Below are 21,370 nucleotides of genomic sequence, written 5' to 3'. Positions count from 1 at the left end.
TTGGAAGCGCCGCAGCATCCGCCTGAACAAGGCATGCAGCGCTGTAGCTCATGCCCCGTCCTTCACGGCGCTCGCCGCCATATGCCTAAGATCCTCCCAGAGGCTCTCGGCGAAGCTGCGCAGGACCGTGAGTTCGAAACTGTCGTCGCCGGTGCGGGCGACCTGCACGGAGATATGACCGACCATCGTCATCACAGAACTGCCTTCCGCAAAGACGCCGGGATCGAGATCGACCGCCGTGCCTTTGGAAAGAAGCAGCCGGGAGGAGGGGCCGGACACGCCAATGCGGACACGCCCGTGGCTCTGGTCGGTGACGAAGGCTTTTCCGGCGAGTGCTGCCTTGAGAGCATCCAGATTTGCGGGCGGAAGCGGCTCATCGCCGGCGACGAACCATTGCCGGAAACCGGCCTGACGGATCGAACTTTCCGCAAAGCCCGCCTTCGTCAGTTCAGCGGCAAGCGCCGCCGGCTCAATTCCGCCGAGCACGTGCAGCAGATGGCCTTCCGGTAAGGCTTCCAGCCGAATGCCGGCCCCGGTTATGCTGCGATATGCCATGCCGGCAAGAACCGGTCTGTGTTGCGGAAGATCAGGCATGGAGCTTCTCGTTTCCGGGATCGATAAAGACGGGATGGCAGAGCACCGCCTCGGTGAATTCATTGCGCAGGCCGTTCCAGACCGTCACCTTCTCGCCGATGCGCTCGGGCCCGCGCCGGACGAGCGCCAGGCCGATCGTATGGCCGAGGCTCGGCGAAAACGCGCTCGACGTGACATAGCCCTGATCGTTTTCGAGCGTCGCCGCAGCGCCCTCGGCAAGGATATGCGAGCCGGTGCGGAAGCCGCTTGCCGGGTTGAGCGGCTTGACCCCGACGAGGCGCGGGCGATCGGGATCCTGCAGGCCTTCGCGGGCGAGCATCGCCTTGCCGATGAAATCCGGCTTGGTCGATGAGACCATGCGGCCGAAGCCGAGATCGTCCGGTGTGACCGTGCCATTGATCTCGGCATGGGTGACGTGGCCCTTTTCGATGCGCATGACGCCGAGCGCTTCCGCGCCGTAGGCGCAGATGCCGTGTTTTTCGCCTGATGCCATGATGGCGTCGGCAACGCTTTCGCCGTAGCCGGCCGGGACGGCGAGTTCGTAGGCAAGTTCACCGGAGAAGGAAATCCGGAAGAGCCGGCCTTCAAGGCTGCCTGCGAATAGCGACACTTTGCGGGCACTCATGAAGGGGAAGGCCGCATCGGAAAGATCCTCGTCGACGATTTCCGAGAGGATCGCGCGCGACTTGGGCCCGGCAACCGCCATCTGCGCCCATTGATCGGTCGAGGAGGCGAAGCAGACGTCGAGTTCCGGCCAGAGCGTCTGCGCGCAGAATTCGAGATGGGTGAGCACGCCGGCGGCAAGCGCCGTCGTCGTCGTCATGAAGAAATGATCGTCGCTGAAACGGCTGGTGGTGCCGTCGTCATAGATGAAACCGTCCTCGCGCAGCATGATGCCGTAACGGGCCTTGCCGACGGCCAGCTTGGCAAAACCGTTGCAATAGATGCGGTCGAGGAAGGCTGCGGCATCGCGGCCGAAGATCTCGATCTTGCCAAGGGTCGAGACGTCGCAGAGGCCAGCATTCTTCCGGATGTTCAGCACCTCGCGATCGACGCTTTGGCGCCAGGTCGTTTCGCCCGCGCGCGGAAACCAGGAGGAGCGGTACCAGAGGCCGGTTTCGACGAAGACCGCGCCATTCTTTTTCGCCCAGCCGTGCAGCGGCGATTTGCGCGCCGGCTGGAAATGTTTGCCGCGGGACGCCCCGGTCAAAGCGCCGAAGGAGATCGGCGTATAAAAGGGCCGGAAGGTCGTCGTTCCCACCTCGGCGGGCGACACGCCGCGCGCCTCGGCAAGAATGCCGATGGCGTTGACGTTGGAAAGCTTGCCCTGATCGGTCGCCATGCCTGATGTGGTGTAACGCTTGGCAAGTTCGACATGGCCGTAACCTTCGCGGACGGCGAGGCCGAGGTCCTTGAGATGCACGTCGTTTTGGTAATCGACGAAAGCCTTGCCCTTCGAGCCTTTGACCGACCAGAGCGGCTTCGTGCGCTGTGCCGTCTCGGTGGCTGAGGCAAAGGCCGGTTCCGCTGCAAGGCCGATTGCCTTCAATGCGGCGGCAGCCTTTCCCGCTCCATCGCCGAGGCAGGCGGCAATCTGCGAAAGGCCGGCAGCCGAGCCGGCAACGGCAAGACCATCCTGCGCAGCCGGCGCCAGGAACGCCGCGGCCTCCCGCGACCATTGCGGTTTGCCGCCGCGATGGCAGGCAAGATGGATGATCGGGCTCCAGCCGCCCGACACGGCAAGCGCATCGGCTTCGATCCGGCGAACACCCTCTTCGGTTTTGACGCTGACGCCGCGCAGACGCCTGCCGCCATGGGCATCGATGATCCGCGCGCCCCTCAGCACCTCGGCGCGGCCCGGCCAGCTCTCGCCGCCATCGGCTCGGCTGTCGACGATCGCCGCAACTCGAAGGCCGGCGGCTTCAAGGTCGCCGGCGGTGTGATATCCGGTATCGTTGGTGGTGAAGATCACCGTGGTCTGGCCTGGCGCGACCGCCTGCCGATTGAGATAGCTGCGCATGGCGCCTGCCATCATCACGCCGGGAATATCGTTGCCGCCGAAGACCAGCGGCCGTTCCTCGGCCCCCGTCGCAAGAATCGCCTGCCGGGCAATGATGCGCCACAGCCGTTCCACCGGACGATCCGGGTCGGGCAGCGCTAAATGCTTTTGGACGCGCTCGACGGCTCCGAAAACATTGTCGTCGTACCAGCCGAAAACAGTCGTGCGTGGCAGTCGGCGCACATTTTCCAGGCCCTCCAGCTCGGCAAGCAGCTCGCCGAGAAGGCTCCCCGCCGGCTTGCCGTCAACTGCGCCGCTTTCGCAAAGCAGGCTGCCGCCGAGTTCGGGTCCCTCGTCTGCAAGAATGACGCGCGCGCCGGCGCGGCCGGCGGTCAGCGCTGCAGCAAGGCCGGCAGGGCCGGCGCCGATCACCAGTAGATCGCAATGCGCCCAGCATTTCTCATAGGAATCGGGATCAGCCTCGTAAGAGGCTCTGCCGAGGCCCGCAGCCTTGCGGATCACCGGTTCGTAGAGCTTTTCCCAGAGCGCTGCCGGCCACATGAAGGTCTTGTAGTAGAAGCCGGCGCTGAGAAAAGGCGAGAGCAGGCCGTTGACCGCGCCGACATCGAAACCGAGCGACGGCCAGCGGTTCTGGCTCATGGCCGTCAGCCCCTGATAGAGCTCGATCATCGTCGCGCGCGTATTCGGTTCGGTGCGCCCGCCGCTGCCTGTCGTCACCAGCGCGTTCGGTTCGGCGGCCCCCGCCGTCAGAATGCCGCGCGGGCGGTGATATTTGAAGCTGCGTCCGACGAGCTGGATACCGTTGGCAAGCAGCGCCGAGGCGAGCGTGTCGCCCGGATGGCCTTGCAGCGCCTTGCCGTCAAAGGTGAAGCCGAGTGTCTTGTCGCGGTCGATGCGACCGCCGGTGGAAAGACGGAAGCTCGTCATGCCGGTTCTCCGCCGAGCTTGGCAAGGGCGGCATCCCTGACGCCGTGGACCGCATGGGTGACGGTGTCACGCTCGACGATCAGCCAGCGGCGGCATCCGGAGGAATGGTGCCAATATTCGCTGTGGCGGCCCTTCGGATTGTCGCGCAGGTAGACATAGTCGTACCAGGCATCTGCGCCGGCATCCGGCGCCGGCCGGACAAGGTTCGCATCGCCGCGGATCGAGAATTCCTCCTTGGGGCGGACGCCGCAATGGGGACATGAAATCAGGCTTGCCATTGTCTAAATGTCCTCAGTGCAGGTTGGGCTGGGCGCCGACGCCCTTTTCGTCGATCTGATAGCCGCGCGCGAAACGGTCGAGCCGGAAGGCACGTGCCGTCTGGTGCGGCATGTTGCGGGCGATCAGATGGGCGTAACAGAAGCCGGAGGCGGGCGTGGCCTTGAAGCCGCCGTAACACCAGCCGGCGTTGAGATAGAGATTGTCGATATGGGTGCGGTCGATTATCGGCGAGCCATCCATGCTCATGTCCATGACGCCGCCCCAGGAGCGCAGGTAGCGCACGCGCGACAGTGACGGGATCATCGCGATCCCGGCTTCGGCGACGTGCTCGACGGTGGCGAGATTGCCGCGCTGCGCATAGGAATTATAGCCGTCGATGTCGCCGCCGAAGACGAGGCCGCCCTTGTCGGACTGGGAGACGTAGAAATGACCGGCGCCGAAAGTGACGACATTGTCGATGAAGGGTTTCAGCCCTTCGGAGACGAAGGCCTGCAGCACATGGCTCTCGATCGGCAGGCGAAGGCCGGCCATATCGGCGACCACGGTGGAATTGCCGGCCGCCGCCAGCGCCAGCTTGCCGCAGCCGATGAAGCCTCTGCTAGTCTCGACGCCTGTGACTTCACCATTTTCCGTGCGAATGCCGGTGACTTCGCATTGGGTGATGATATCGACGCCGCGGCTGTCGGCGCCGCGGGCATAACCCCAGGCGACCGCGTCGTGGCGCACCGTGCCGCCGCGCGGCTGGTACAGACCGCCCATGACGGGAAAGCGGGCATTGTCGAAATCGAGGAAGGGAAGCTTCTTGCGCACAGCCTGCCGGTCGAGCAGCTCGGCATCGACGCCGTGCAACCGCATGGCGTTGCCGCGACGTGTATAGGCGTCACGCTGCGCGTCGGAATGGAAGAGGTTCAACACACCGCGCTGCGAAACCATGGCGTTGAAGTTGAAGTCCTGCTCCAGCCCTTCCCAAAGCTTCATCGACAGTTCGTAGAAGGGATTGTTGCCAGGCAGCAGGTAGTTCGAACGGATGATCGTCGTGTTCCTGCCGATATTGCCGGAGCCGAGATAGCCCTTTTCCAGGACGGCGACATTGGTGATGCCGAACTCCTTGGCAAGATAATAGGCAGTGGCCAGACCATGACCGCCGCCACCAACGATGACGACGTCGTAATGCGGCTTCGGCGCCGGATCGCGCCAGGCGGGCGCCCAGCCCTTGTTGCCGCGAAGGCCGTTCAGAAAAATCGAAAGAGCGGAATAGCGCATGGGTCACCCGGAAAGAACAGCCGCATGATGCCAGAAAGAATCGACGAGACTTGCACAGAACAGACATATGTCGCTAAGAAAGGGACATGTCCTCACTTGATGGCAGAAATGTTCAGACGATCGGCTTCATCCTGATTCCGGGATTTGCGCTGATGTCCTATGCCTCGGCGACGGAGCCGCTGCGGGCGGCAAATCTGCTGGCTGGCCGCGAGATCTATCGTGTCTCCACCTATTCTCCGGATGGCGCGCCCGCCCTTTCCTCCTCCGGCGTCAGCGTGCCCGCCGATCCCCTTCCCATGAGGGGATCGGGCCTTAGTACCGCCTTCGTCTGCGCCGGCGGCTTGCCTCGGGATTGGCGATATCCTGGCGTGCTTGCCTGCCTGAGGCAGTTGTCGCGCGAAGGCATGCGGATCGGCGGCATTTCCGGCGGCCCCTATCTGATGGCCGCCGCCGGACTGCTTGGGGGCCGCGACTTCACTATCCATTGGGAGCATGCGGCCGCCCTTCTCGAAGCCTTCCCGGATCTCACGCCGCGCCAGGCGCGCTTCGTGATCGACGGCAACAGGATCACCTGCGGCGGCGGTATCGCTCCACTTGACATGATGCATGTGCTGATCGCCGAGCGGATGGGGCCGGATTTCGCCCGCCGGGTCAGCGACTGGTATCTTCACACCGAGGTCAACGAACCCGCTGCTCCGCAGCGTGCGTCTCTCGCCGAGCGATACGGTGTCCACCACCCTGGCCTGCTCAGCGTTCTCGAACGGATGGAGGAGACGATCGAGATGCCGCTCGAGCGCGCCGCCATGGCGCGGATCGCCGGTGTCACCACCCGCCATCTCGACCGGCTCTTTGCGGCCTATCTCGGCACCAGCTTCCTCGATCAATACCGCAGGATCAGGCTTCAGCATGCCCATCGCCTGCTGAAGCAGAGCCCGCTTTCCGTCTCGGAGATCGCTGTTGCCACTGGTTTTTCCAGCCTCAGCCATTTTTCCCGGATGTTCCGTGTCGTCTACGGCATCGCCCCGCGAGAGGCGCGGCGGGAATAAGTTTTCTTCACGGTTGAGAAATTTTCACTATGGCGATAGCGTTGCCTTGACCCAAAAGAGAAGGCAGCAGTAAATCCGATGAAAGCCAAAGGTGAAGCGGCAGACCAACCGGAACAGGCGCAGGGCGGACGCACCCCCTTTTCCCAGGACCCGCACGCCGTTCGCGAACCGAAGGAAAACAACCTCGAAATGGCGATCGGCCATGAGGTGCGGGCCTACCGCAAGAAACTCGGCATCACCGTCACCGATCTCGCGGCTGCGACCGGCATTTCACTCGGAATGCTGTCGAAGATCGAGAACGGCAACATCTCGCCGTCGCTGACGACGCTGCAGTCATTGTCGAGGGCGCTCGGCGTGCCGCTGACGGCCTTTTTTCGCCGCTATGAGGAACCGCGCAACGCCGTCTTCGTCAAGGCGGGGCAGGGCGTCGAGCTGGAACGGCGCGGCACCCGCGCCGGCCATCAATATAATCTGCTCGGCCATATCGACAACAACACCAGCGGCGTCATCGTCGAGCCTTATCTCATCACGCTGACGGCCGATTCCGATGTTTTCCCGACCTTCCAGCATGAGGGCATGGAGTTTCTCTACATGCTCGAAGGCGAGGTCATCTACCGCCACGGAGACCAGCTTTTCCAGATGCAGCCGGGCGACAGCCTGTTCTTCGACGCCGATGCGCCGCATGGGCCGGAGCAACTGGTAAAACTGCCGAGCAGGTACCTCTCGATTATCAGCTATCCCCAGCAGAACTCGCGAAGCTGACTTGCCTTAGAAGAAAAGTTTATTCCTACCAGTTGAAGTCCATCCATAGACCTGCTAGTCCTTTCTCAACATGAAAGGAGGCACAGGCGATGTGCGGCATTGTTGGATTGTTCCTCAAGGACAAGAGCCTTGAGCCTCAGCTCGGAAACCTGCTTTCGGATATGCTGATCACCATGACGGATCGCGGGCCGGACTCGGCCGGTATCGCGATCTATGGCGGCTCTGCAGAGGGCAAGGCGAAAATCACTATCCAGTCCAGCAATCCAGGCGCGGACTTCGAGGGCCTCGCCACTGACCTCGAGGCGGCCGGCATCAAGGCCCATGTGTGGATCAAGAGCACGCACGCGGTCATTGAGCTTGATGCCTCCAAGCTTGTAGCAGTGCGCGAGGCGCTCGAACGGATTCGCCCGGCAGTTCGTCTTATGGGCTCGGGTGAGAGCGTCGAGATCTACAAGGAAATCGGCCTTCCGAAAGAGGTCGTGGCGCGCTTCGGAGTCCGCGCGATGAGCGGAACCCACGGCATCGGCCATACCCGCATGGCGACGGAATCCGCCGTCACCACGCTCGGCGCCCATCCATTCTCGACCGGCGCCGACCAGTGCCTCGTGCACAATGGCTCGCTGTCAAACCACAACAATCTGCGACGCGAACTGACGCGCGAAGGCATGACCTTCGAGACGCAGAATGATTCGGAAGTCGCCGCCGCCTATCTGACGGCCGAAATGGCCAAGGGCAAGGATCTCGGCCAGGCGCTGACCGGTGCGCTCGACGATCTCGACGGCTTCTTCACCTTCGTCGTCGGCACCAAGTCCGGCTTCGGCGTGGTGCGCGACCCGATCGCCTGCAAGCCCGCCGTCATGGCCGAGACCGACCAGTATGTCGCCTTCGGCTCGGAATACCGCGCGCTGGTCAATCTTCCCGGCATCGAGAATGCCCGCGTCTGGGAGCCGGAGCCGGCAACGGTCTACTTCTGGGATCACGACAAGGCGGCCTGAGGCGCGCTAAAGCCAAGAGGCGGCGCGGACCGTCTCCCGGACCAACGAGGATTCAATGCCGACATTCGATCTTTCCAACACGCCTCTTCGCGAATTGAACAGCGCGCTGCACGCTCTTTCCAAAGGCGCCAACGACACTGAATTCGAGGTCATCAACCCGCGCGGCAGCCATGCCGTCGCCGTCGGGATCGACAGCCCGGTGACGGTCGCTGTCAGGGGATCTGTCGGCTATTACTGCGCCGGCATGAATGACGGCGGCAAGGTGACGGTTCATGGCTCGGCCGGTCCGGGTGTTGCCGAAAACATGATGTCGGGCACCGTCGTCATCGAGGGCGACGCCAGCCAATATGCCGGGGCCACCGGCCGCGGCGGCCTGCTCGTCATCAAGGGCAATGCCGCTTCGCGCTGCGGCATTTCGATGAAGGGCATCGACATCGTCGTCCACGGCAGCATCGGCCACATGTCGGCCTTCATGGGCCAGTCCGGGCATCTCGTCGTCCTTGGCGACGCCGGCGATGCGCTTGGGGATTCGCTCTACGAAGCCAAGCTGTTCGTCCGCGGCGAGGTGAAGAGCCTCGGCTCCGACTGCATCGAGAAAGAGATGCGGCCGGAGCATCTGGAGAAGCTGGCCGAACTGCTCGGCAAGGCAGGCGTGACGGACGTCAGACCCGAAGAGTTCAAGCGCTACGGCTCCGCCCGCAAGCTCTACAATTTCAACATCGACAACGCAGATGCGTACTGAGGCGAGGGACACTCATGAGCTATCACAACCCCTATACCCCGCCACGCAAGTCCGCGACTTTCGACGATTATACGCTCGCCGAAATCCGCCGCGCGGCCGCCACCGGCATCTATGACATCCGCGGCGCCGGCACCAAGCGCAAGGTTCCGCATTTCGACGATCTGCTGTTCCTCGGCGCCTCGATCTCACGCTATCCGCTCGAAGGCTACCGAGAGAAGTGCGATACGACGGTGGTGCTCGGCTCCCGCTTCGCCAAGAAGCCGATCACGCTCATGACGCCGATTACCATCGCCGGCATGAGTTTCGGTGCGCTTTCCGGCAACGCCAAGGAAGCGCTCGGCCGGGGTGCGACGATCGCGGGCACGTCGACCACGACAGGCGATGGCGGCATGACGGATGAGGAACGCGGGCATTCGCAGACTCTGGTCTATCAATATCTGCCGTCGCGCTATGGCATGAACCCGAAGGACCTGCGCCGCGCCGACGCGATCGAAGTCGTCGTCGGTCAGGGCGCCAAGCCCGGCGGCGGCGGCATGCTGCTCGGCCAGAAGATCTCCGACCGCGTCGCCAATATGCGCAACCTGCCGAAGGGCATCGACCAGCGCTCGGCCTGCCGCCATCCCGACTGGACAGGCCCCGACGATCTGGAAATCAAGATCATGGAGTTGCGCGAGATCACTGACTGGGAAAAGCCGATCTACGTCAAAGTCGGCGGAGCGCGTCCATACTACGACACCGCTCTTGCCGTGAAGGCTGGCGCCGACGTCGTGGTGCTCGACGGCATGCAGGGCGGCACGGCGGCGACCCAGGACGTCTTCATCGAGAATGTCGGCATGCCGACGCTCGCCTGCATTCGTCCGGCCGTCCAGGCGCTGCAGGATCTCGGCATGCACCGAAAGGTGCAGCTGATCATCTCGGGCGGTATCCGCTCGGGCGCCGACGTGGCGAAGGCGCTGGCGCTCGGCGCCGACGCGGTCGCGATCGGAACGGCGGCGCTCGTCGCCATCGGCGACAACGATCCGCGCTGGGAAGAGGAATATCAGAAGCTAGGAACGACGGCCGGCGCCTATGACGATTGGCATGAAGGCAAGGATCCGGCGGGCATCACCACACAGGACCCGGAGCTGGCAAAACGCCTCGACCCGGTTGCGGCCGGGCGCCGCCTCGCCAACTACCTCAAGGTCATGACGCTCGAAGCTCAGACGATCGCACGCGCCTGCGGTAAGAACCACCTGCACAATCTCGAACCGGAAGACCTCGTCGCACTGACAATCGAGGCATCGGCCATGGCGCAGGTGCCGCTCGCCGGCACCAACTGGATCCCCGGCAAGGGAGGCTTCTGATTTCTACCGGCCGGGCAATATCCCGGCCGTCTCATATCCATAAACCAAAGTGTCTCGAAGAAATCCAAAGGGGAACGAGAATGACACTGGACCTTGCTGCTTTTGCGAGAGACAAAGGCATCAAATATTTCATGATCAGCTATACCGACCTGTTCGGCGGCCAACGCGCCAAGCTGGTCCCGGCAGAAGCCATCGCCGACATGCAGAAGGATGGTGCCGGTTTTGCAGGCTTTGCAACCTGGCTCGATCTGACGCCGGCCCATCCGGACCTGTTTGCGATTCCCGATGCTTCCTCCGTCATCCAATTGCCCTGGAAGAAGGACGTTGCATGGGTCGCCGCCGACTGCGTCATGGACGAACGGCCTGTTGAACAGGCGCCGCGTGTCGTGCTGAAAAGACTGGTGGCTGAAGCTGCGAAGGAAGGGCTGCGGGTGAAGACCGGCGTGGAGCCCGAGTTCTTTCTCATCTCTGCTGATGGTTCGGTGATTTCAGACCAGTTCGATACCGCCGAGAAGCCTTGCTACGACCAGCAGGCCGTGATGCGTCGGTACGATGTCATCGCCGAGATCTGCGACTATATGCTGGAACTCGGCTGGAAGCCCTATCAGAACGACCACGAGGATGCGAACGGCCAGTTCGAGATGAACTGGGAATATGACGATGTCCTGAAGACCGCCGACAAGCACTCTTTCTTCAAGTTCATGGTCAAGTCGGTCGCCGAAAAGCACGGCCTTCGCGCTACCTTCATGCCGAAGCCCTTCAAGGGCCTGACCGGAAACGGATGCCATGCGCACATCTCGGTCTGGGACGTCGATGGCAGGGTAAACGCCTTCGCGGACAGGGAAATGGCCTTTGGGCTCTCGGCTCAGGGTAAAACCTTCCTCGGCGGCATCATGAAGCATGCCTCGGCGCTGGCCGCGATCACCAATCCGACGGTCAATTCCTACAAGCGCATCAACGCGCCGCGCACCACCTCGGGCGCCACATGGTCGCCGAACACCGTGACATGGACGGGCAACAACCGCACTCACATGGTGCGCGTGCCGGGACCGGGGCGCTTCGAGCTGCGCCTGCCGGACGGCGCGGTCAATCCATACCTCTTACAGGCGATTATCATCGCGGCCGGCCTCGACGGCATCCGCAGCAAGGCGGACCCCGGCCAGCACTACGATATCGATATGTATGCCGAGGGCCACCTGGTGAAGGACGCGCCGCGCCTGCCGCTCAACCTGCTCGATGCGCTGCGCGCCTTTGATGCCGACGAGGGCTTGAAGGCGGCAATCGGGGCTGAGTTTTCCTCCGCCTATCTCAAGCTCAAGCACCTGGAATGGAATGCCTACTGCTCGCATTTCACCCAGTGGGAACGCGACAGCACGCTCGATATCTGAGCAGCCGGACCGACGTCTTCGCCATGCCGGGTTGAACAGCTCGGCATGACCGGACTCTCTGTACCTGAAAGGGCGAAGGAAGAGACAGCATGAAGAGCTTCATACTTACCGTATCCTGCAAGTCGACGCGCGGCATCGTTGCGGCGATTTCGAGCTATCTGGCCGACAAGGGCTGCAACATCATCGACAGCTCGCAGTTCGACGATCTCGATACCGGCAGGTTCTTCATGCGCGTCAGCTTCATTTCCGAGGAAGGACTTTCCGGTTCCGCGATCAGCGCCGATTTTGCCGCCGTCGCCGCGCCCTTCGAGATGGAATACGACTTCCACGACAGCGAGAGCCGCATGAAGGTGCTGTTGATGGTGTCACGCTTCGGCCATTGCCTCAACGACCTGCTCTACCGCTGGAAGATCGGCGCCCTGCCGATCGACATCGTCGGCGTCGTCTCCAACCATTTCGATTATCAGAAGGTTGTGGTCAATCATGACATCCCCTTCCACCACATCAAGGTGACGAAGGAGAACAAGCCGCAGGCCGAAGCACAGCTCGTCGACCTCGTCGAGCAGACCGGCACCGAACTGATCGTGCTTGCCCGCTACATGCAGGTCCTCTCCGACCAGCTCTGCAAGCAGATGTCGGGCAAGATCATCAACATCCACCACTCCTTCCTGCCGAGCTTCAAGGGCGCCAACCCTTACAAGCAGGCCTACCAGCGCGGCGTCAAGCTGATCGGCGCAACCGCCCATTACGTCACCGCCGACCTCGACGAAGGCCCGATCATCGAGCAGGACACCGCCCGCATCACCCATGCGCAGTCGCCCGACGACTATGTCTCGATCGGCCGCGACGTCGAAAGCCAGGTGCTGGCGCGCGCCATCCACGCCCATATCCATCACCGCACCTTCATCAACGGCAATCGCACCGTCGTCTTCCCGGCCAGCCCCGGAAGCTACGCCTCAGAACGCATGGGCTGAGAGATGGTCGAGGTCATCGACGGCAAACTTGTTGCTGCAACCGTAATCGAGACGGTCAAGAGTGCGACGGCAGCGCTGGAAAAGATGAGCGGCGTCACGACAGGCCTTGCGGTCATCATCGTCGGCGACGATCCGGCAAGCCATGCCTATGTCGGCTCCAAGAGCCGCATGGCCAAGGAATGCGGCTTCAAGTCCGTCCAGCACACGCTGCCGGCGGACACGAAGCAGGAAGAGCTCGCAGCGCTTGTCGCCACGCTTAACGCCGATCCGTCGATCCACGGCATCCTGGTGCAGTTGCCCTTGCCGAAACCGCTCGACAGTGAACCGATCATCCAGTCGATCCTGCCAGAAAAAGATGTCGATGGCCTCAGCGTCGTCAATGCCGGCAAGCTCGCCACCGGCGACCTGAAGACCGGGCTGGTCTCCTGCACGCCGGCCGGCGCCATGGTCTTCGTCCGCCGCACCCATGGCGAGGATCTCTCCGGGCTCAATGCCGTCGTCATCGGCCGTTCCAACCTGTTCGGCAAGCCGATGGCGCAATTGCTGCTCAACGCCAATGCGACGGTGACGATGGCGCACTCCAGAACCAGGAATCTCGCCGAGGCCTGCCGCAACGCCGATATCCTGGTCGCCGCCGTCGGCCGGCCGGAGATGGTCAAGGCCAACTGGGTCAAGCCCGGCGCAACCGTTATCGACGTCGGCATCAATCGCGTCCCGGCTCCTGAGAAAGGCGAGGGCAAGACCCGGCTCGTCGGCGACGTTGCCTTCCGCGAAGTCTCCGAGATCGCCAGCACCATCACGCCGGTTCCAGGCGGTGTCGGGCCGATGACCATCGCCATGCTGATGGCCAACACCGTCATCGCCGCCCACCGGGCCGCAGGGCAGGTGCCGCCAAAGTTTTGAGTGGAATGCCGTCTGGTGGGCTTGCCATGACGCGAAAGATTTATATAGTCAGGAAATAAATATTCCGTAGAGGAAATAAGAGGGAACGGAAATGGCTCTATCATGGCGTTTCTCCGCCTTGGCGGATCGGCATCGCGCTCTGGGATCGAAGCTCGAAGACTGGAGCGGTATGGGAACCGCCTGGACCTACGAGAAGGACATGTCGGAAGAGCATGTCGCGGTCCGCACCAAGGCCGGCATCATGGATGTCTCGGGGCTGAAGAAGGTGCATCTGGTCGGCCCGCACGCCATCGCCGTCCTCGACTACATCACGACCCGCGACCTGACGAAGATCTATCCCGGCCGCTCGGTTTACGCGACCATGCTGAACGACCGCGGCCACTTTACCGACGATTGCATCGTCTATCGCACCGGCCCGAATTCCTGGATGCTCGTGCATGGATCCGGCTCCGGTCACGAGGAAGTCGTCAAGCAGGCGGCGGGCCGCAATTGCGCGGTACTCTTCGACGACGACCTGCATGACCTGTCGCTTCAGGGTCCGCTTGCGGTCGACTACCTCGCCAAATATGTGCCCGGCATCCGCGAGCTCAAATATTTCCACCACATGCAGACGACGCTGTTCGGCGCGCCCGTGATGATTTCGCGCACCGGCTATACCGGCGAGCGCGGTTACGAGATCTTCGTGCGCGGCCAGGACGCCGTCATGGTCTGGGACAGGATCATCTCGGAAGGCAAGGAGATGGGCATCATCCCCTGCTGCTTCTCGGTCCTCGACATGCTGCGCGTCGAAAGCTACCTGCTGTTCTATCCCTACGACAATTCGCAGATGTATCCCTTCGCCGACCAGCCGCCCGGCGACAGTCTCTGGGAACTCGGCCTCGACTTCACCGTCAGCCCCGGCAAGACGGGATTCCGCGGCGCCGAGGAACATGCGCGTCTCAAGGGCAAGGAGCGTTTCAAGATCTTCGGCATGCTGATCGACGCCGACGGACCGGCCGATCTCGGCGACGAGGTCTTTGCCGACGGCAAGAAGGTCGGCGTCATCACCTGCCCGAGCTATTCGTCGCTGACGAAACAATCCATGGCGATCGCCCGTCTCGACGTTGACAAGGCGGTGCATGGGACGAAACTCGAAGTCCGCGGCAAGACCGTGAAGGCAAGCGCCACCGCCCACACGCTTCCCTTCGACGATCCGGACAAGAAGAAGAGGACTGCCGTGGGTTAAGGAGCACGCCAATGCTCATTGCAGGCATCAAGAGCCGACCAGTCTACAAGGGCCTGACCATCCAGCCGCGCGCCCGGCGGCACATTTTCGCACTCGAAGGGGAGGGCGCCAAGGCTCTCCTCGACCAGCAGCCGGCGCTTGACGAAACGGCGCTTTCCCGCAGCGAGATCCTCTATGTCGCCCGCGGCTCTCAAGGGTCCGGCCTGGGCGAGACGCTGCGCGGCCTCGGCGCCGACATGTTCTTCACCGCGCCGACGATCGCAACGCTGCTCTTCCGGCTGAAGGGCTCGCTTGGGACGGCCCATATGGGCACCCGGCTTTATATCTCCGGGACGGAAGGCTTCATCGGCCAGGCGATGCTCGTGGCGCTTGATTACGGCATGGACCACGCCTCCATCGTCACCGAGCATCGCGGCTCGCTGGCCAGGCGGGTACAATGCGTCCATTGCAAGGGCATCACGGACGACGTCACCACCAGCCCCTTCGCCTGCAGCCATTGCGGGCTGACGCTTCTCGTCCGCGATCACTATTCGCGGCGGCTCGCCGCATTCCAGGGCGTCAACATCGACGCTGAAGAGCCAGGCAGCGCGCCTCAGCCAGAGGAGTTGTTCCTTTGAGCGGCGGCACTGAAATTCCCGTGCGCGTAGCGCGGATCACTCCGATCGCCGAGCGTGTCAAGCGTTTCCGGTTCGAGCGCCTCGATGGCAAGCCGATGCCGTATTTTTCAGGCGGCGCCCATATCATCGTGTCGATGAACGATGGCGGCCATATGCGCCGCAACGCCTATTCGCTGATGTCTCCGCCGCACGACTGCGCGGCCTACGAAATCAGCGTTCTGCATGTCGAGGATTCACGCGGCGGCTCCACCTTCATGCATGAGAAGGTCAGCGAAGGCGACGAGCTGAAGGTCAGCTATCCGGTCAACCTCTTCCAGCCCGACTGGCGCGGGCGCAAGCATCTTCTGATCGCCGGCGGCATCGGCATTACGCCTTTCATTGCGATGATGGAGCAGTTTTCCCGCGAAGGCGCCGCCTTCGAGCTGCATTACGCCATCCGAACGCGCGACCGCGGCGCCTACTGGCGGGAACTCCTGGAGCGCTATCGTCCGCATCGCATCAAGATCTATTGCGACGCGGAAGGCGCCGCCATCCCGCTGACGCGTCTGCTCGAGTGCCAGCCGCTCGGCACGCATCTCTATGTCTGCGGCCCCTCCGGCATGATCGACGGCGTGATGAAAGCGGGTCTCGACGCCGGCTGGCCGGAGCAGAACCTGCATTCGGAACGGTTTCTTTCCTCTCTGCCCGGGAAGCCCTTCACGATCGAGCTTCTACGCTCCGGCAAGACCGTGAAGGTCGGCCATCACGAAAGCATGCTGGAGGCGATCGAGGCGGCCGGCGTCGATGCCCCCTTCCTCTGTCGCGGCGGCGCCTGCGGTCAATGCGAAACGGCGGTCGCCGCCTGCGAGGGCAAACTGCTGCACAACGACGTCTATCTGACGAGCGAAGAAAAGGCATCCGGCAGCAAGGTGATGATCTGTGTTTCCCGCTTCGAGGGAAACACGCTGCATCTTGATCTCTAACGGCATCGGAAAAGGAAACCGGACATGGCAATCGCCTTCAAGCAAGAAACATTCCGGGATGATTTCAGCTACCGGAACAGCCCCGGGAACATCCGTCGTTTCCCGTTCCCCTTCGACCGCGACGAATACATGTATTCGGTCAACATGGAGCCGCATGTGCGCGGCCGGGCGGGAACCGTCTACGAAAACCTGATCGATGTCGACGAGCATTACGTCGCCGAGATGCAGGATCGGGCGCTGGTGCTGAAGGAAGATCCGTTGCGCTACCAGGCGCTGCCGCACATGATGAGTGCGCAATGGGATACGCTCGAACTTCTGATGGAAGAGCAGGCGGCGGGTTATCCCGACCACTTCACGCTGATCCGCAACGGCGACCAGTGGCGCTGGATCAACCGGCCGCTCGGCATCGACGACAGCTTCACCTTCGGCGATGCCTCGACGCTGCCCTATGAGCCCTTCGAATATATCACCCGCCAGGCCCAGGGCGATTTCTGCATCGTCGATCAGCGCGACGGCAATCTGTGGATGGATGCCGGCATGGTGACGACGCAGGCCGACTGGTCGCTCGATTTCGACATCGGCATGAACTTCATGGAATGGCACGGGCCGGTGCCGCTCGCCCATCAGATCGGCGTCTTCGACCGGGCGCTGAAATTCCTTCTGAACCTTCAGCAGGGCAAGCCAACGCGGCGTTTCAACTGGACGATGACGATCAATCCGCGGCTCGACACCAGCCCGGAGAATTATCACAAATGGGGTCCCGACCGCACGACGGTGACGCCTGACAATGTCGGCGAGAAGGTGCATCTGCGGGTCGAGCTGCAAAGCCTCTGGCGCCTGCCACGCTCCAACGCCATCCTTTTCGTCATCCGCTGCTACCTGATGAACATGGAAGAGCTCATCACTGTGCCTAAATGGGCGCGGCGCTTCCCGCGGGTGCTGAAGACGCTGCCGCCGGAACTCATCGACTATAAGGGCCTCACCCGCTACCGCGAGACCACGATCGACTGGCTTTCCAAATATGACGACGGGGCTCCGACCAGCCCCGGTATTTATCCGGATTGAGAGAAATGCCGTAACATTTTGAATTTCTGGATAATTAGATCTTCCTTCGATTTCAATTCGAGGAATTATCCAGGAGACGATGCCATATAATCAAAAGGGGAATGCTTCATGACAAGAGTAGCCGTGATCGGTGCCGGTCCTTCCGGGCTTGCGCAGCTGCGCGCCTTTCAATCGGCTGCCCAGAAGGGCGCCGAAATCCCGGAGATTGTCTGCTTCGAAAAGCAGTCGGACTGGGGCGGGCTCTGGAACTATACCTGGCGCACCGGCCTCGACGAATATGGCGAACCGGTCCATGGCAGCATGTATCGCTATCTCTGGTCGAACGGCCCGAAGGAATGCCTCGAATTCGCCGACTATTCCTTCGAGGAGCATTTCGGCAAACCGATCGCCTCCTATCCGCCTCGCGCCGTGCTCTGGGACTATATCAAGGGCCGCGTCGAGAAGGCGAATGTCCGTCACTGGGTGCGCTTCAGCACGCCGGTGCGCATGGTCCGCTTCGATGAGGCCACGAAGAAATTCACGGTGACGGCGCATAACCGCATCGAAGACCGGATGTATGACGAGGAATTCGACTATGTCGTCGTTGCATCAGGCCATTTCTCGACCCCGAACGTGCCTTATTTCGAGGGCGTCAAGACCTTCAACGGCCGCGTCCTGCACGCTCATGATTTCCGCGACGCACTCGAGTTCAAGGGCAAGGACATCCTGATCGTCGGCCGCAGTTATTCGGCGGAAGACATCGGTTCGCAGTGCTGGAAATACGGCGCGAAATCGGTGACGACGAGCTACCGCTCGAAGCCGATGGGCTTCAAATGGCCGGAGAATTTCGAAGAACGGCCGCTGCTGACCAAGCTCGAAAACCGCACCGCGCATTTCCTCGACGGGTCGAGTAAGGAAGTCGACGCCCTGATCCTCTGCACCGGATACCAGCACCATTTCCCCTTCCTGCCCGACGACCTCCGGCTGAAGACGGCCAACCGCCTGTGGGCCGACAGCCTCTACAAGGGCGTGATCTTCGACAAGAACCCGCAGCTCTTCTATATCGGCATGCAGGACCAGTTCTATACTTTCAACATGTTCGACGTTCAGGCCTGGTGGGCGCGCGACGTGATGATGGGCCGCATCACCCTGCCGCCGGAAGAGGAACTGAAGGCGAATTTCGACATGTGGCGCGCCCGCGAGGAGACGCTCGAAGATGCCGAGCAGATGATCTGGTATCAGGGCGACTACGTGAAGGAACTGCTCGCCGAGACCGATTATCCCTCCTTCGACATCGAGGGTACCAACCGGACCTTCATGGAATGGGAACATCACAAGGCCCACAACATCATGGGCTTCCGCGACCATGCCTACCGGTCGCTCATGACCGGCAACATGTCGCCGAAGCATCATACGCCGTGGGTCGAGGCGCTGGACGATTCCATGGAGGAATATCTGCGCAACTGAAGACGGCATGCCGCATATTTATTAGGTCCGAATCGATTTTCGGATAAAATCATTCGGCAAATTCAATGTGCTACGGCCCCGCATGGCAGGAAGAGAGCCGTTCGTTGCGGCTCCTCCAACGTTTAAAGTGAAGTGAGTAATCCAATTCGCAACTCCTCCTTTCGAGCGAGGCCTTCATGGATTTCCAAACGAGCATTCTCGGGCGCATGAGCGGTTTTCTTTACCGCTGCCGCGCCGACGAAAACTACACGATGCTAGAGATGACCAACGGCATCGAGCGCATTTTCGGTTACCCCGCCGACGAAATCATCGGCAACAGGACACGGACTTTCACCTCGATCATGTACGAGGAAGACGTGCCTTTGATGGACGAGGTGGTCGGGCGGGCGCTCGAGCAGCGGACGGACTGGACGATGGAATACCGCATCCGCCACGCCAAGGGCCATCTCATCTGGGTGACCGAGACCGGTGGCGGCATCTGGGACGAGAAGGGTGAACTTCTCTATCTCGAGGGCAGCATCATCAATATCGAATCGCTCTATCAGCGAATCGACGAACAGACCGCCGACATGCGCGTCACCGCCTCGAAAACCAACGAGATCCTGCAGTCGCTGCGCTATCTCAAGCTGCTCGCCGTCAATGCTGGCATCGAGGCCGCGCGCGCCGGGACCGCCGGATCGGGCTTTGCGGTGCTTGCCGCCGAGATGCGAACGCTCGCCAACTCCTCGGAAGAGGCCGCACGCGCCATTTCCGACGCCCAACGCAAGGCGCAAGGCTGATCGTTACCCAAGCGATGGTTGAATTTGCGGCTCACGATGAAGGCCGTCCGGTTAACTATGTCGAGCATCTTCTAGTCGCGCTGTAATTCCAATGAGTTGGTACAATCCCGCCCGCGAAAAAGCTCGTGCCGTTGCAGGGAATGTTAAGGCCGCGTTAACCTTTTGTTAACCATACCGGCGGTAGACATGGTCAACGATTTCTTCACATAGATGACCAAAGTGCTAACAGACGCTCGCTCTATCCGCATCAAGGGCCGCTCTTTCCTGGCGGTCATGCTAACCCCAGATCTGCCGATCGATGATTGGCTGACCAGACTAGACGATCTGGCTGCCCGTTCGGCCGGCTTCTTCCTCGGACGGCCCGTCGTGCTCGATTTGTCGGACCTGCAAATCGACCGGCCGCAGCTGAAGGATCTGATCGCCGAACTTGCCAAGCGCAATGTCAGCATCATGGGGATCGAGGGCGCCCGGCCGTCGATTCTGGGCGCGGGCATGCCTCCGGCGCTGAAAGGCGGCCGCTCCGCCTCCGACATTGAGGTTCAGCCGAACGAGCCTGCCGATTCGGCGGCCAAGCCGGCAGCGACCGAGACCCGCCGCGTAACGACAACGCAATCCATCGTCATCAGGGAACCGGTGCGCTCGGGGCAGTCGGTGATCTTCCCGGAAGGCGACGTCACCATCGTTGGCTCGGTCGCCTCGGGCGCCGAGGTGATCGCCGGCGGCTCCGTCCATATCTACGGCGCGTTGCGCGGCCGAGCCATGGCCGGCTCCATCGGAAACGCATCGGCGCGAATCTTTTGCCGCAAGCTCGAGGCTGAGCTCGTCGCAATCGACGGCATCTACAAAATGGCGGAAGACATGGCCCCCAATCTTCGTGGACAGGCTGTTCAGCTCTGGCTCGAAGAGGACGCGATCATGGCGGAAAAACTGATCTGACTCGGCTGCGGCCACGGCAAAGGAGAGAGAAATGGGGAAAGTGATCGTCGTCACGTCAGGCAAGGGCGGGGTCGGAAAGACGACCTCGACCGCCGCATTGGGAGCGGCGCTGGCGCAACGCAATGAAAAGGTCGTCGTCGTCGATTTCGACGTCGGCTTGCGCAATCTCGACCTCGTGATGGGCGCCGAACGCAGGGTCGTCTACGACCTGATCAACGTCATCCAGGGCGACGCCAAGCTCACCCAGGCGCTGATCCGCGACAAGCGGTTGGAGACGCTGTTCCTGCTGCCGGCCTCCCAAACCCGGGACAAAGACAATCTGACAGCCGAGGGCGTCGAGCGCGTCATCAACGATCTGAAGCGCTACTTCGACTGGATCATCTGCGACAGCCCCGCCGGGATCGAGCGTGGCGCGACACTTGCCATGCGCCATGCCGACGTAGCCGTCGTCGTCACCAATCCGGAAGTCTCGTCGGTGCGCGATTCCGATCGGATCATCGGCCTGCTCGATGCCAAGACCGCCAAGGCCGAACGCGGCGAGCGGATGGAAAAGCATCTGCTGCTCACCCGCTACGACGCCAACCGCGCTGAGCGCGGCGACATGCTGAAGGTCGACGACGTTCTGGAGATCCTCTCCATCCCGCTCCTCGGCATCGTGCCGGAGAGCATGGATGTGCTGCGCGCCTCCAACATCGGTGCGCCGGTGACGCTGGCGGAAAGCCGCAGCGCGGCTGCGATGGCTTATTTCGATGCGGCTCGCCGGCTCGCCGGCGAAACCTTGCCGATCACGATCCCCGAGGAAAAGCGCAATCTTTTCGGCAAGATCTTCGGACGGAGGGCAGCATGAACATTTTCCGTCTATTCAACAAGCAGAGAACGGCACCCGCCGCCCGCGAACGCTTGCAGGTGCTCCTTGCACACGAACGCTCATCGGCAGGATCGGACCTTGTTTCGCTGCTGCGCGAGGAAATCCTTGCGGTAATCGCAAAGCATGTCGAGCTCGACCACGACAAGGTGCAGGTGACGATCGACCGCAACGAGTTTGTCTCCACTCTTGAGATCGACGTGGAAATCCCGCTGAACGCAGCCGTACAGGCCGCTTGA

21 protein-coding genes are annotated in these 21,370 nt (G+C 61.9%); 17 read left to right on the top strand and 4 right to left on the bottom strand.

Going from position 1 to position 21,370, the window contains the following annotated elements; translation table 11 throughout:
* Positions 1-48: 48 nt before the first annotated feature.
* From NXC14_RS27820 to NXC14_RS27805, 4 genes are read right to left on the bottom strand one after another with little or no spacing between them, the layout of a single operon-like run.
* Positions 49-594, bottom strand: coding sequence for a sarcosine oxidase subunit gamma family protein (locus NXC14_RS27820; RefSeq protein ID WP_085781215.1), 546 nt, complete (start codon positions 592-594; stop codon positions 49-51).
* Complete coding sequence (locus NXC14_RS27815; RefSeq protein WP_085781214.1) at positions 587-3,541, bottom strand: sarcosine oxidase subunit alpha family protein; 2,955 nt, start codon at positions 3,539-3,541, stop codon at positions 587-589. Before NXC14_RS27815 ends, NXC14_RS27820 begins: the two co-directional genes overlap by 8 nt.
* Entirely contained in the window at positions 3,538-3,819 is a 282-nt protein-coding gene (locus tag NXC14_RS27810) for a sarcosine oxidase subunit delta (RefSeq protein ID WP_085740046.1), read from the bottom strand. Before NXC14_RS27810 ends, NXC14_RS27815 begins: the two co-directional genes overlap by 4 nt.
* A 13-nt stretch (positions 3,820-3,832) precedes the next feature.
* Entirely contained in the window at positions 3,833-5,083 is a 1,251-nt protein-coding gene (locus NXC14_RS27805) for a sarcosine oxidase subunit beta family protein (protein ID WP_085781213.1), read from the bottom strand.
* Positions 5,084-5,169: 86 nt separating this feature from the next.
* Here NXC14_RS27805 and NXC14_RS27800 point away from each other — a divergent pair, with 86 nt between their 5' ends.
* From NXC14_RS27800 to minE, 17 genes are all read left to right on the top strand, one after another.
* Complete coding sequence (locus NXC14_RS27800) at positions 5,170-6,129, top strand: GlxA family transcriptional regulator (RefSeq protein WP_085781212.1); 960 nt, start codon at positions 5,170-5,172, stop codon at positions 6,127-6,129.
* 78 nt (positions 6,130-6,207) lie between these two features.
* Positions 6,208-6,891 carry a helix-turn-helix domain-containing protein gene (locus NXC14_RS27795; protein ID WP_085781211.1) on the top strand — a complete coding sequence of 228 codons (684 nt, stop codon included), beginning with the start codon at positions 6,208-6,210 and terminating at the stop codon, positions 6,889-6,891.
* Positions 6,892-6,980: 89 nt separating this feature from the next.
* A complete protein-coding gene (locus NXC14_RS27790) occupies positions 6,981-7,886 on the top strand; it encodes a glutamine amidotransferase family protein (RefSeq protein ID WP_085781210.1) in 906 nt (301 codons plus the stop codon).
* 55 nt (positions 7,887-7,941) lie between these two features.
* Positions 7,942-8,628 carry a GXGXG domain-containing protein gene (locus NXC14_RS27785; protein ID WP_085781209.1) on the top strand — a complete coding sequence of 229 codons (687 nt, stop codon included), beginning with the start codon at positions 7,942-7,944 and terminating at the stop codon, positions 8,626-8,628.
* A 14-nt stretch (positions 8,629-8,642) separates the two neighbouring features.
* Positions 8,643-9,971, top strand: coding sequence for an FMN-binding glutamate synthase family protein (locus tag NXC14_RS27780; RefSeq protein WP_085781208.1), 1,329 nt, complete (start codon positions 8,643-8,645; stop codon positions 9,969-9,971).
* Between the two features lie 80 nt (positions 9,972-10,051).
* Entirely contained in the window at positions 10,052-11,359 is a 1,308-nt protein-coding gene (gene glnT, locus NXC14_RS27775; protein WP_085781207.1) for a type III glutamate--ammonia ligase, read from the top strand.
* 89 nt (positions 11,360-11,448) lie between these two features.
* Complete coding sequence (purU, locus tag NXC14_RS27770; protein WP_085781206.1) at positions 11,449-12,333, top strand: formyltetrahydrofolate deformylase; 885 nt, start codon at positions 11,449-11,451, stop codon at positions 12,331-12,333.
* A 3-nt stretch (positions 12,334-12,336) separates the two neighbouring features.
* Entirely contained in the window at positions 12,337-13,236 is a 900-nt protein-coding gene (gene folD, locus NXC14_RS27765; protein ID WP_085781205.1) for a bifunctional methylenetetrahydrofolate dehydrogenase/methenyltetrahydrofolate cyclohydrolase FolD, read from the top strand.
* Between the two features lie 91 nt (positions 13,237-13,327).
* Entirely contained in the window at positions 13,328-14,461 is a 1,134-nt protein-coding gene (locus tag NXC14_RS27760; RefSeq protein ID WP_085781204.1) for an aminomethyltransferase family protein, read from the top strand.
* Positions 14,462-14,472: 11 nt separating this feature from the next.
* Positions 14,473-15,078, top strand: a complete 606-nt coding sequence (locus NXC14_RS27755) for a dimethylamine monooxygenase subunit DmmA family protein (RefSeq protein WP_085781203.1) — start codon at positions 14,473-14,475, stop codon at positions 15,076-15,078.
* Positions 15,075-16,040 (top strand): PDR/VanB family oxidoreductase, encoded by a 966-nt coding sequence (locus tag NXC14_RS27750; RefSeq protein WP_085781202.1) that lies wholly within the window; start codon positions 15,075-15,077, stop codon positions 16,038-16,040. Before NXC14_RS27755 ends, NXC14_RS27750 begins: the two co-directional genes overlap by 4 nt.
* Before the next feature lie 24 nt (positions 16,041-16,064).
* Entirely contained in the window at positions 16,065-17,105 is a 1,041-nt protein-coding gene (locus tag NXC14_RS27745; protein WP_085781201.1) for a DUF3445 domain-containing protein, read from the top strand.
* A 108-nt stretch (positions 17,106-17,213) separates the two neighbouring features.
* Positions 17,214-18,551 (top strand): NAD(P)/FAD-dependent oxidoreductase, encoded by a 1,338-nt coding sequence (locus NXC14_RS27740; RefSeq protein WP_085781200.1) that lies wholly within the window; start codon positions 17,214-17,216, stop codon positions 18,549-18,551.
* A gap of 176 nt (positions 18,552-18,727) precedes the next feature.
* Entirely contained in the window at positions 18,728-19,330 is a 603-nt protein-coding gene (locus tag NXC14_RS27735; RefSeq protein ID WP_085781199.1) for a PAS domain-containing protein, read from the top strand.
* A 210-nt stretch (positions 19,331-19,540) separates the two neighbouring features.
* Positions 19,541-20,266: a septum site-determining protein MinC gene (gene minC, locus NXC14_RS27730; protein ID WP_085781198.1), complete on the top strand. Its 726-nt coding sequence runs from the start codon at positions 19,541-19,543 to the stop codon at positions 20,264-20,266.
* 31 nt (positions 20,267-20,297) lie between these two features.
* Complete coding sequence (gene minD, locus NXC14_RS27725; RefSeq protein WP_064684611.1) at positions 20,298-21,113, top strand: septum site-determining protein MinD; 816 nt, start codon at positions 20,298-20,300, stop codon at positions 21,111-21,113.
* Positions 21,110-21,370, top strand: a complete 261-nt coding sequence (gene minE / locus NXC14_RS27720; protein WP_011428260.1) for a cell division topological specificity factor MinE — start codon at positions 21,110-21,112, stop codon at positions 21,368-21,370. Before minD ends, minE begins: the two co-directional genes overlap by 4 nt.

It is taken from the genome of Rhizobium sp. NXC14 (assembly GCF_002117485.1).
Lineage (GTDB): Bacteria > Pseudomonadota > Alphaproteobacteria > Rhizobiales > Rhizobiaceae > Rhizobium.
The sequence above is the reverse complement of the archived record's forward strand: the minus strand, read 5'-3'. Positions and strand labels throughout refer to the sequence as shown.

What these genes read in the sequence shown, in the direction of transcription:
- glnT (WP_085781207.1), top strand. Translation starts at nt 10,052, where the DNA reads ATGACACTGGACCTTGCTGCTTTTGCGAGAGACAAAGGCATCAAATAT.
- minC (WP_085781198.1), top strand. Translation starts at nt 19,541, where the DNA reads ATGACCAAAGTGCTAACAGACGCTCGCTCTATCCGCATCAAGGGCCGC.
- NXC14_RS27780 (WP_085781208.1), top strand. Translation starts at nt 8,643, where the DNA reads ATGAGCTATCACAACCCCTATACCCCGCCACGCAAGTCCGCGACTTTC.
- NXC14_RS27810 (WP_085740046.1), bottom strand. Translation starts at nt 3,819, where the DNA reads ATGGCAAGCCTGATTTCATGTCCCCATTGCGGCGTCCGCCCCAAGGAG.
- minE (WP_011428260.1), top strand. Translation starts at nt 21,110, where the DNA reads ATGAACATTTTCCGTCTATTCAACAAGCAGAGAACGGCACCCGCCGCC.
- NXC14_RS27795 (WP_085781211.1), top strand. Translation starts at nt 6,208, where the DNA reads ATGAAAGCCAAAGGTGAAGCGGCAGACCAACCGGAACAGGCGCAGGGC.
- NXC14_RS27735 (WP_085781199.1), top strand. Translation starts at nt 18,728, where the DNA reads ATGGATTTCCAAACGAGCATTCTCGGGCGCATGAGCGGTTTTCTTTAC.
- NXC14_RS27760 (WP_085781204.1), top strand. Translation starts at nt 13,328, where the DNA reads ATGGCTCTATCATGGCGTTTCTCCGCCTTGGCGGATCGGCATCGCGCT.
- NXC14_RS27815 (WP_085781214.1), bottom strand. Translation starts at nt 3,541, where the DNA reads ATGACGAGCTTCCGTCTTTCCACCGGCGGTCGCATCGACCGCGACAAG.
- NXC14_RS27820 (WP_085781215.1), bottom strand. Translation starts at nt 594, where the DNA reads ATGCCTGATCTTCCGCAACACAGACCGGTTCTTGCCGGCATGGCATAT.
- NXC14_RS27805 (WP_085781213.1), bottom strand. Translation starts at nt 5,083, where the DNA reads ATGCGCTATTCCGCTCTTTCGATTTTTCTGAACGGCCTTCGCGGCAAC.
- NXC14_RS27785 (WP_085781209.1), top strand. Translation starts at nt 7,942, where the DNA reads ATGCCGACATTCGATCTTTCCAACACGCCTCTTCGCGAATTGAACAGC.
- NXC14_RS27745 (WP_085781201.1), top strand. Translation starts at nt 16,065, where the DNA reads ATGGCAATCGCCTTCAAGCAAGAAACATTCCGGGATGATTTCAGCTAC.
- NXC14_RS27800 (WP_085781212.1), top strand. Translation starts at nt 5,170, where the DNA reads ATGTCCTCACTTGATGGCAGAAATGTTCAGACGATCGGCTTCATCCTG.
- folD (WP_085781205.1), top strand. Translation starts at nt 12,337, where the DNA reads ATGGTCGAGGTCATCGACGGCAAACTTGTTGCTGCAACCGTAATCGAG.
- NXC14_RS27755 (WP_085781203.1), top strand. Translation starts at nt 14,473, where the DNA reads ATGCTCATTGCAGGCATCAAGAGCCGACCAGTCTACAAGGGCCTGACC.
- purU (WP_085781206.1), top strand. Translation starts at nt 11,449, where the DNA reads ATGAAGAGCTTCATACTTACCGTATCCTGCAAGTCGACGCGCGGCATC.
- minD (WP_064684611.1), top strand. Translation starts at nt 20,298, where the DNA reads ATGGGGAAAGTGATCGTCGTCACGTCAGGCAAGGGCGGGGTCGGAAAG.
- NXC14_RS27740 (WP_085781200.1), top strand. Translation starts at nt 17,214, where the DNA reads ATGACAAGAGTAGCCGTGATCGGTGCCGGTCCTTCCGGGCTTGCGCAG.
- NXC14_RS27790 (WP_085781210.1), top strand. Translation starts at nt 6,981, where the DNA reads ATGTGCGGCATTGTTGGATTGTTCCTCAAGGACAAGAGCCTTGAGCCT.